This is a genomic window from Bryocella sp. (assembly GCF_058498515.1).
On sequence record NZ_JBMHYI010000044.1, the window covers coordinates 1 to 10,705 of the forward strand.

Genomic DNA, 10,705 nt, shown 5'->3' on the forward strand with positions numbered 1-10,705 from the left:
TTCTTTGCCGGTGAAACGAGGCCAGATGCGATTGAGTTGCGCGCTTGCTCGTATCCCTATTGCAGCCGTGGAGTTACGCTCGTCGATGCCCTGATGCAGTGCAAGATTCCAGCTCGGAACCCCCTGATGCGGTTTTTCATTTAGCAGCGCGTTTGCCGCTAAGAGACCGTCCGGGATTCGCACGTCGAAGCTGAGTTGCATTTGCATTCGATTGTACGGTCTGGACGGAGTGCGGGGGCGAGTTCGGCGGGGGATTTGTGGGGAGATTGGGTGCGTGTTCCCGCGCGGATTCCGGGCGAGATAGGCACCCTCTTTAGCAGCTAAAAGAACTGCTTAAGAAGAACGCGCGCGCGTGGTTATTCGCGGTCGTCTTCGGCGTCGGCGGCGAGCATTTGGAGGAGCGGTTCGGCGTCGGGATTTGTAGCTTTTGTGGAAGGGTTTTCGCCGCGTTCAAGCATCGCTCCCGGATGAGTCGCCGCGTGGATTTGCTGCAACGCCCGGATCGCAACCTGCGTGTATATCTGGGTCGTTTTGATGTCCTCGTGGCCGAGCATCTGCTGGATATACCGGATGTCCGCGCCGCCCTCGTGCATGAGCGTGGCCATGGTGTGGCGGAAGAGATGGCAGGAGCCGGTCTTGCCCAGCTTGGCGGCGTCCACCCGGTCTTTCACCGTCCACGTCAGATGGTCGCGGCTGAACGGCTCACCCTGCGCCGTGAGGAACACGCTCATGTCGTCCGGCTCGATGGCAAGCTGCGGACGGCCTTCCCGGACGTACTTTTCAAGCCATGCGATAGCCCGCTCACCGATGGGGACGTAGCGGTCTTTCTTGCCCTTGCCCTGCCGCACGAGGATGAGGCCACGGTCGAGCGAGAGGTCGTAGAGCTTCAACTGGATCGTCTCCAGACGGCGGATGCCGGTCGAGTACAGCACCTCCAGGACCGCCCGGTCGCGCAACCCGATAGGGTCGGCCAGGTCGCATAGCTGCATGATCCGTTCGACCTCATGGGCGGAGAAGATGTTCTTGGGCAGCACACGGCCCAGCCGTGGCAGCTCCAGCTCCGAGGCCGGGTTGTGGAGGATGTGATTCTGCCGGGTCATCCATCGGAACCACACGCGCAGCGGGACCAGGCAGGAGTGCTGCGACCGGAAGCTCAGCGGCTCCCCGTTCTTTTTGCGGTAGTGGAAGAGATGCCGCTGATACCGTTCCAGCACGGGCCGGGTCACTTCGACCGGCTCCGACAGCCCGCGCACCTTGCACCACTGGATGAAGAAGCCGATATGGACTCGCCGGTTTTGGACGGTGTGGACGGAGTAGTTCTGCACGGCCAGCGCGTGAAGATGATCGCGCATCATCGCCTCCAGTTGCGTTGCGGGAAGGACTTCGGGTTTGCGGGTTTTGGTGACAAGTGCCATCGCTGCATCTCCTTTCTATCGTTAGGACAGAGGGCTTTTTCACGGCCCTCCGGGTATGTGTTTTTTCGCCTTCGTTCGCGGGTCGCTCTATAACCCGCATGGACATTGCTCGGAAGGGGCTTTTAGCGACTCCGACACCCCGCCGACTTGGGGCCGACTTGACCCCGACCGCTAGGCTGTTTGCCCCGACTTCTTTTCGTCGTACTCATTTTTTTCCCAACTTCTCGATATCGATCAGCCCTCCCAACACCGGCTTCCCGCCGTCCGACGGCCGCGTGAACATCAGCTCGTAGACGATGCTCTGACCTCGGCCGCCGCGATGGATCAACAGGTACTCCAGCTCCTCCAGCCGGTGCAGATGGATTTTGATCTGCGTATCGCCCCAGCCCGTGTACGCCCGCACGTCGCGCCGCGAGAAGCGGTAGTCGGCCCGCTCCATCTTCTGCCGCTGGCACTCGGCTGTGACCATCTCATCGACGGCGAGAAGCAACCGCCGCGTCTGCGGCGGCAGCTCGTCGAGCGACCGGCCCAGGACTTCATGCGCCAGCCGGTTCGCCATGGCGATGTCTGAGATTGCGACCTCGATGTACTCGACCGCGCGGCCTCGATGATCGACCGTCTTCCGTGGCCGCTGCCACTGGTGCAGGAGGGCGATGCTGCGGATCATCGTGAGGTACTTCGTATGGTCGCGCCGCGTCCGGGTCTGGCCGTCGTGGAAGGTCAGCTCTCGCGCGTAGGGATTGACGACGGAGACGGGCTTCAAGAGACGCTGCGCGTTCCGATGCACGGCGAGGATCGCATCGCGGTCGCGCCGTTTGAGCAAGCCTTCAAGCGTCTGCCCCTCGCGCTGCACCCGATGGATGGCCTGAGTCTGTTCGCGCTCTTCATTCACGGAGAGCACCAGGCAGCGGTTCAGCAGCTCCTCGTCCAACTGGATTGCCGTGGTCGTTAAGAAGATCATCACCGGGCCTTCGACCCGGTACTGGTGCGTGATGTGGCGACCGGAGTTCGGGTCTTTGCCGGTGCTGGCGATGGTCAACACGCCCTCCGACTGCAAGAGCTTGAGCGCGTAGGACGCGCTGTGTGCGCCCTCCTCTTCGACGATGGCAAGCACCTTATGCTTGAGGTCGGTTTCGCCCATGTAGAAGAGGGACTGGCCGGTCATGGCGGAGTATTGCACCCGTTGCTCGTCGGGCAGGAACGCGAGGACGGCTTCCATGAGCGAGCTTTTACCGGCTGCGGAGGACGACTGCACGATCACGGCAAGCGGCGATTCCAGATGCCGCGACACCACGCCCAGATAGCCGACGAGCTTGTTCGTCTCCTCGCCAACGACACCGCATCGGGCGAAGTCCTCGACGATGCGCTCCAGCAACCGGGGATCGCGCAGCAGCTCCATCGCGTCGGCCCGGTCCTCGTCGCTGATCGTGACGACCTCTTCCTTCGGGGCAAGGGCCTGTTTGATCTGCTCGTCTTGCAGCTCCTCCAGCTTCAACAGCACCCGGCCAAGATCGCGGCGCACGACCTCTTCCTTGATGACCAGCTCTTCGGACGCTTGCTTCGTGAACACGCCGCGCTGCCGCGCGGAGTACAGGTCGAGCGTGTCGACGTGGAAGGCGGACTCGCCGCGCGGCGTATGGCCGGAGACGAGGACGTTCACTTTCAGCAGCTCGTAGCTCATGTTTTTATTGAGGCCACGGATGCGATAGCGGCGGTCGCCCTGCATGAGGAAGATGTCTTCGCCGCGCATCTCCACCGGCACGTCGATGACGGGAGCGGGCGCTGCCGTTGGCTCCATCGGCGCGATTGGCTCCGGCTCGGCGGCTAAGGGAAGAACATGATTGGGGATGTCGGCGGGGGATGCTGCGGGGGCTGGCTCTTCTTCGATTGGCTCTTGGTCGATGGGATCGGCGGCTATCTCTAGCTCGGCCTCGATCTCGGCCATGATGGATTCTTCGTCGATTCGTTCTTCTTTAGTCGCTGGCTCTGGGTCATCTTCGATCACCGGCTCCGCATCTGGCTCGGCCTCGATGACCAGCTCCATCAGCGGCTCCATGCTGCGCGGCTCTGGCCGTTTGCCCTTGCCCAGCCACTCGGCTTTGTTGAGCAACACCGCAAGGCTCTTCGCTGCTGGCTGCACTTTGAGCGAGTATTCGTTCGCGTCCATGCCTTTCGGGAACAACACACGGAAGCACTCGATGCCCATCTCCATCAGCTCCAGGGCAAGCGCGGCGGCGGCTTTGTCGCCCGCCTCGTCGCGGTCATAGGCGATGTACACGCGCTCCGTGCAGTGCTTGTTCAAGGCCGCGCGATGGTCGTCTGTGAAGCCGTTCACGCCGTAGCTGGCCGTCACGTTGCGGATGCCAGCATTCCAGAAGCTAAGCGCGTCGATCAGCGACTCGCACAGCACGATCTCCTTCGACGCGCCGAACGCCTCCTCGTTCCACACGCCCCGATGCGCTCCGGGCAGATACAGATGGTCGGGCGTTCCTTCGCGGAGGTTCGGCGTGATCTTCCGGCCATACATCTCGACGATCTCGCCGGAACCATTGAAGACGGGGATCACCACTGATCCATTGAAGTGTTCATGGCCGCTCTCGCGCATCACGCCAAGCTGCTGCAGCCGGCCACGCATCTCCGCGCCGGCGGCGCGGTTCTTCGCCGGCAGACGCAGCCCCAGCGTCCGGTTGGCGAAGCCCAGCTTGAACCGGTCGATCATCTCCGGCGACGTGAGGCCGCGAGAGGACAGATACTTCATGGCTTCGGGCGACTGTTTCAGCGTCTCCGTGTAGTAGTCCGCAACCTGCATCAACAGCACCCGGTCGTCCGCTTCACGCGCGACGGGCGGCGGGAGCTTCCGCACGGTGCCGACCTTCGGCAGGGCAGCACGGCGCGACTCCAGGACAGGGCGGGCTAACGGAAGATGGTCGGCCCTCAGCAGCTCGACCGCATGGCGGAAGCTCACGCCGTTCGCCCGCATCACCCAGTCGATGCAGCTCCCGCCCGTGTTGCAAGCTCCGAGGCAGTTCCATAGGTTCTTCGCCGGAGTGATGACCAGCGACGGAGTTTTATCGTCATGGAACGGACACTTGCCCAGCAGGTTCGCCCCATGCCTAACGAGCTTGATCCCTCGCGCCTCGGCCAACCGCTGCACGGACACCTCCCGTTTCAGCCGCTCGACCTCATCCTCCGGGATTCTCGCCATTTTTCAGCCTCCGCTTAAAAACCTGTCAAGGGCTTTTTGCGCCTTTTGTGATTTTTCTTGCCGTGCCTGATTATATACACACCATGTATATCCACCCGATAGCTTCGCAGGAGACTCAGAAGTGGACTCTAAAATCCGTCTTGTCATGCCCGCTAAGAAGGAACCACAGACCGCATTCGGCAAGCGCCTCCTCGCACTCAGGAAGACGCGCGGCTTAACTCAGGCCCAGCTCGCCGAAGCCCTGGGAACGACCCAACGGGTCATCTCCCACTACGAGACGAACGCGGAACTGCCCCCGTCGTCGATCATCATTCCGCTGGCGCGTGTCCTCGTTGTCTCTACCGATGAGCTTCTGGGATTGAAGGCCGCACAGTCGAACGGCGACACCAGCCCAGAGAAGAAGCGGCTTTGGAAGAGGTTTCAGAAGATGGAAGCCCTGCCGACGAAGGATCAGCGGGCAGTGATCCGCCTGATTAACTCACTCGCTGGCACCACCCATGCCGAGGCCAGCTAGTCGGTTCTTTCATGTGTTTTTGGACACATGAGAAGAAGACATTCTTCTCATAACCAGCAACCACTAGCAGCTCCGGCATCAGTCAAGGCCGCGCGATTTTGCGCGCCGCGTAGCGGTCGGAGCGCAGCGCAGAGCCTTTACGGACGCTGGAGATGCGGGTACGCGCTAGCGGCCCATGCTCATGCCCTGATCCATCTCCATGCCCACTGGCTGCGGTTGTTCGATCTTTTGCGCTGCGTCCGGCTGGGTCGGCGTCTGCTGCTGCATCGGCGCATTCTGGATCGCCGATGGATGCGACACGTCCCGGCTGAGTTCCTGCCCCAGCGTCTTCGCGTCGTTCGTGTACATCTGCACATCGAACTCCGCCCGCGAGACGGACACATAGGCCATGCGGCTATTCAGCAGCTCGCCGTGCGACTGTGAAGAGTCAACGTGGATCAGCACACGGTCGGCGGTCTGGCCCTGGCTGCTATGGCTCGTCACCGCATAGCCGTAGTCCAGATGCGGATGCTGCTTGACGTTGAACTCGACCTCGCGGCCTGAGTCCATGCGGAGTTTGAGATTGCCGTCGCCGTCGATCTTATCGACCGTTCCCAGCTCACGGTTCGCTAGCTTCTGATCGTGATACGGCGCGGTCATCTGCACCCGGTCGCCCTCGGCGAAGCGGCGCTCCGTGTCGCGGTAGACGGTCACGCCCTGCAAGCGGCGCGGGTCGTAGCTCAGTTCCTCGCCGCTCTTTCGAGTGACGGTAACGGTGTTGCTCTCGCGGTCGGTGCGCTCGACCCGCGCATACTCTCCGGCCTCGATGCCCAGCGGCTTCGACCCTTTCGAGTAGCGGATCACGTCGCCCTGCTCGTAGTTCTGCGCGTGTTGCCGGTCGGCCCCCGTGATGTCCTGCCGCGCGTACAGCAGCTCCACGCGATGCTCTTCGGGTTTGACCTGGCCGGTCTCCTGCATCGCTCGATGGATGTGGCTGTTGATCTCGCGGCGCGATTCATTGTCGGGCGAGACGACCAGCGTATTCTCCGGCGAACGCACATACTCCCGCGCGATTTCGGCGATGCGCTCTGATCGGTCGCCGATCTCATGCACCCGGCCCTGCTGGTTAAGATTGCCGATCGCTTCCTTCACCTCGCCCCGCGCAAGCTGCTCGACGACCTCCTTCAACGCCGGGTCTTTCTGCCGGATGATCTCATCAAGATTCGCCGTGCGGAGCCCCGCCTCCTGCAACTGCGCGTAGGGCCTCCCGGCCTCCACCGCCTCATGCTGCCGCGTATCGCCGACGAAGAGAACACGATCATTTTCATTTAGCCGCTCGACGAACGTGTGCATCTGCTTGGTGCTTGCCATGCTCGATTCATCGACTACATAGAGTTTCTTCTGGCCGTCGTCGGGCTGCTCTCCACGCGCAAGATGCTTCTGCAACGTCTGCGTCTCCATGCCCGCCTCGCCTAGCTTCTGCGCGGCCCTCGATGTCGGCGCAAGCCCTTCGACCTCGTAGCCCGCATGGACAGCGGCTTCACGAACGGCGGCTAAAGAAGTTGTTTTCCCGGCCCCGGCAACGCCCTCTAGCGCCATCATCTGATCGCGGCTCGTCAACACCGTATCGACGGCGTTCCGCTGGCTCAAGCTCAGATGCGGATGCTGCTCCATCGTCTGCTGCCGCACGTTGCCATCGGCCAACACATCACGATTGCCCTGGCCCATCTTCATCCGGTCGATCAGCTCACGCTCGTAACCCTGCATCTCGCCGGTCGTGAACGCACGGCCCGCAAGCCCCTCTCGACGTGGCACCTCGATCAGCTCCGAAGACTGCACACGCTTGTCGAACTCGGCCCGCAACTCCGGCAACCGGGCATCGCCCATCGTGTGTTTCAGCGCATCGCGCATGAGGCTTCTTTCATCCGTCACGGCCTCGCGCTCCATGCCACGTTCGCGGGCGTAGCTCATGCCTTCCTCGGCGGCGGTCCTCGCTGCCTCCGGCCTCAGCTCCACACCTGGCCGCTGCGCGGCCTCCGTAAGCACTCGCTGCGGCTGCTGGCCGTACTCGACGGCCATCTTCTGATGCTGCGCCCTCACCTCATCGTGCGACAGCGGTTCCTTCGCATCGCGTGTCTGGTGCGCCGCGATCTGCGCGGCCCCGGCCCCCGTGCGGCCCTCCGCCGCCATGTGCGCTTCGATCTGCTGACGCCGCGGACTCGATGCCTCCAGGTACTCGCGGCTGTATCCCTTGATCTCCGGCTGGCCATGTTCGCCGCGCTCGATCTCGTAACCCATCCGCTGCAACTGCACCGCAAGCTCCGAACGATAGACCGCCGTCGCGTACTGCTGCGTTTTATAGAGTTCCTGCGGCTGCAACGCCCGCGTGTTTCCATCGGCGGTTTCGGTCACGTTGAAGACCACCACATGCGTGTGAAGCTGCGGCGCGGCGTAGCCGTCCACCGGTCGGCTGCTGTCATGCTCGAACTTGGCAACGGCCCACGCGCCGGTTGTCTCCGCCGGTGCATTGCCGCCGATCCGCCCCTGCACATACTTCTCCATCTCATCGAGCGCGACCTTCACGCTCTCCCTGTGCGCCTCTCGGATGCGATCATCGCCGCCAACCAACGCCGTCAGAGACACAGACTTCGGTGCGCTGAACGTCGCATCCCAACCGGCCCGATGCTCCATCGAGTGGACGGTCACGCCGCGCTCGTTCTCATACTCCCGTGCCGTCTGATGCCGCACCAACTGCTCACCCGTCTCTGGATGCTGGCCCTCGGACAGGCGTGCGAACTGCTGCTCGTTCACCTCGCCATGCAAGCCCCACCGCTCCGCAAGCTGGCCCTGCCACTCGCCGCGCACACTCGCGGACTCCGTGTAGTAGTTCTCTTTGGCGTTGGCGAACTCTTCCTTGTGGTACGCCTGAGCCTGCCCCGCAGAGATCGGTTTGGAGATCGTCACCATGTTTGTCTACTCGAAGTAAGGCGTCTGCTCGTTCACCTTCACCGGCTCCTGCTGTTGTTCTTTAGCAGCCTTCGGCGGCTTCTTCGCCGATGCCACCTGCACCGCCTCTGCCGGTGCCGCCACGGCAACACTCGCGGGCTTTGCAACCAGCTTCGGCGCTGGCTTTGCGACCGGCGTTACCGCCGCCGCCGTCGTCTTCCGCTCGATGAACTTCTCCGCATTCGCCTTCAGCTCCAGGTACGGGAAGCGCATTCGCAGAACGAGATTGCCGTGCTTCAAGTAGCCGTGCAACGGATCAAGGCCACCTACTTCCGATGCCATCACCAGCGGCTCTCGCGTGATGTCCCGCGACTCGTTCTCCGAGTTGCGAGGGAACTTGCCCACCGTCCGCGACTCACGGAACCGCTCGATCTCCACCTCGCCGATAGCCTTCGAGATCCACTCCGACGCATTCGGCTCACTCGTTTTGAGGAAGATCTTCGTCGCCGGTTGGCTCAACATCGCCTCCGCAACGTGGCCGTACAACGCCTCCACCTGCGCCTTGCCCTGGAAGCCCAGCACCATCGGATTATCGGATTTGCGGTTCTCCGTGACAGCCGTCGTGAGCTGCGGAAGACGTTGCAGACTCGCAAGCTCGTCCAACACGAACCACGTCTTTCTCCGCACCGTGTCGTCGTTCATCAGACGCAACACAAGCAGGTCGAGCCATAGGCTCATCAGTGGCCGCATTCTCTCCCGCATGGTCGGTTTCGACGTCAGGAACACCCATCCCTTGCGCTCCTTCGCCCACTCCACCGTGCTCCAACGCTGCTTCGTTTCACTCTCTTTAGGCAGCAGCTTGAACGCATCCGCCACCATGTTTAGCGACCCTAAAACGCCTGACCTTTGCGCCGCTGCGTGGCGGTCGATCATCGCCGCAAGCTCCGTCCCTTCCACCCGTTTGTCGATCTCTTCCGCGTTGCACATCCAGTACGTCAGCTCCTCCGGCGTCGGCTTGAGGTTCAGCAGATGCGCGAAGATTTTCCTCGGAGCTTCGACGAAGAACCGGTTCTCCCGGCCCTGATCCGGGAACAGAGAAGCGGCTAAGGTTAGAGCCTCTGCTTCGTGCGGAACCTCATCCCCCGGCGACCAGAAGGGACACCGCGCGTCCATCGGATTCAGGATCACATCGCCCCGCCCCTCGTTGTAAAACTGCGGCAGATACTCCATCGCCGGGTCGTACACGATGGCCGCTTCGCCGCGCTCCCACACCTGCGAGAGAAGCTGTCTTATCGCCGCTGATTTGCCCGTGCCGCTGTCGCCCACGATCAGGAAGTGCGTCGCCTCGCGGTCGCGCGGGATACGAGCCCAGCGGCTAAGGTCTTTATGGAAGGTCTTGTCCCACCACGTCTGCTCTTCGTTGATGAACGCCACACCGTCCGGCAGATGCACCCGCAACCCCTTCGACTTACCCAGCTTCTCGTTGAACTCCGTCGTCGTCACCAGCTCCGGCCCGCGCAACCTGCGGCCATGCTTGTACAGCATCCGACGCGCCCGGTCCTTCGGAACCGCCACGAACATCGCCACCACCAGGAACGCCAGAGAGAAGTAAAAAGGCCTCGCCATATAGCCCCAGATGTCGTCATGCTTGAACACCCAACGGCCCAGCAGCGTGTGCATCCCACGGTCGTTATACTGCCCCGTCACCCACTCCAGCCGCACCAGTCCGGCCTTCACTCCCTCGTCCGTCAGACGGTATCCCGGCTTCCCATCCACGTCCGCCACGCGCTCCACCTGGTCGCCCAGAAGGAACACCGGACTGCCCTTCGCCGTCACGCCCTCCAGCATCGTGTACTTCGACTGCATCCCCGCTCCGCCCTGGCCCCGCGCTCCGCTCTTCAGGTAGTCCATCAGGTACAGCCGCTCCGCCGCCGTCCACCCCCGCGAGTAGTCCAGGCAGAACACCCCGAAGAAGAAAACGCCGGTCAACAAGATCGCCGTCCAACCCCACACCGGCCTCCGGCTCGGCCACTTTTTCGAGTACTCCTTGCGTCCCCATTCCGCCATAACTAGACCTCCTCTGGTTCGGTTTCCGCGCTCGTTTCCTGTGTCGTTTCCGGCTCCGGCTGGGCCGCTTTTGCCGCCGCACGGACGGCCTCCAGACGCTCCCGCGCCCGCTGCATCTTCGTCTCGTCGGCCCGCTCGATCAGCCCACGCATCTCCGGCTCCGGGATCGCTTCACCCTTCGCCGCCCGGAAGTGCAGGTTCAACAGCAGCGACCGCAGGGCCAGGACTTCGCCCACAGCAACCTCGCCGGAGTCCACACCGGACTCCACCGGCGCCGACAGCAACGCCTCCCGAACCCACTCCGCCAACCGCATCCCGGCACCACGCGCACGTTCCTCCAGCAACGCGAACTCCGCCTCCGAGACCTTCGTCCCAACGGACTTCGTGCGTAACGGCGGCTTCATCGCGCACCGCCTGGATAAGATTTTGGAAGGGGCTTTGGATCGTGGCCGCACACCGCCTGTGCGTCGATGGGAAGACAGCAAGGGGGCCGGAGGCGAGCTAAGGGGCTGTGTTTCATATGGTTCCCCAACAGCAACGTGCGCTCGCCCTTAAGCCTACGCCTCCGCACCCCTTTTT

The 10,705-nt window shown here is 62.6% G+C and carries 7 protein-coding genes; 1 reads left to right on the forward strand and 6 read right to left on the reverse strand.

Annotation, left to right across the window (positions count from 1 at the left end; translation table 11 throughout):
* The 3 genes from AC5E6W_RS13050 to AC5E6W_RS13060 all read right to left on the reverse strand — a co-directional run.
* Positions 1–201 (reverse strand): hypothetical protein (locus AC5E6W_RS13050; RefSeq protein ID WP_491752747.1); only part of this gene is annotated, 201 nt, incomplete at its 3' end.
* A gap of 155 nt (positions 202–356) precedes the next feature.
* On the reverse strand, positions 357–1,415 hold the full coding sequence (xerC, locus tag AC5E6W_RS13055; protein WP_491752748.1) for a site-specific tyrosine recombinase XerC: 1,059 nt from the start codon (positions 1,413–1,415) through the stop codon (positions 357–359).
* A gap of 205 nt (positions 1,416–1,620) precedes the next feature.
* Complete coding sequence (locus tag AC5E6W_RS13060) at positions 1,621–4,620, reverse strand: toprim domain-containing protein (RefSeq protein ID WP_491752749.1); 3,000 nt, start codon at positions 4,618–4,620, stop codon at positions 1,621–1,623.
* Positions 4,621–4,741: 121 nt separating this feature from the next.
* On the opposite strand from AC5E6W_RS13060, the gene AC5E6W_RS13065 reads away from it, so the two are divergent.
* Positions 4,742–5,134 (forward strand): helix-turn-helix domain-containing protein, encoded by a 393-nt coding sequence (locus AC5E6W_RS13065; protein WP_491752750.1) that lies wholly within the window; start codon positions 4,742–4,744, stop codon positions 5,132–5,134.
* Between the two features lie 165 nt (positions 5,135–5,299).
* Here the strand turns inward: AC5E6W_RS13065 and mobF are convergent, their stop codons facing one another.
* From mobF to AC5E6W_RS13080, 3 genes are read right to left on the reverse strand one after another with little or no spacing between them, the layout of a single operon-like run.
* Entirely contained in the window at positions 5,300–8,080 is a 2,781-nt protein-coding gene (gene mobF, locus AC5E6W_RS13070) for a MobF family relaxase (protein ID WP_491752751.1), read from the reverse strand.
* Positions 8,081–8,086: 6 nt separating this feature from the next.
* Positions 8,087–10,126, reverse strand: coding sequence for a type IV secretion system DNA-binding domain-containing protein (locus AC5E6W_RS13075; protein ID WP_491752752.1), 2,040 nt, complete (start codon positions 10,124–10,126; stop codon positions 8,087–8,089).
* Positions 10,127–10,128: 2 nt separating this feature from the next.
* Positions 10,129–10,530, reverse strand: coding sequence for a plasmid mobilization protein (locus AC5E6W_RS13080; protein ID WP_491752753.1), 402 nt, complete (start codon positions 10,528–10,530; stop codon positions 10,129–10,131).
* Positions 10,531–10,705: the final 175 nt, after the last annotated feature.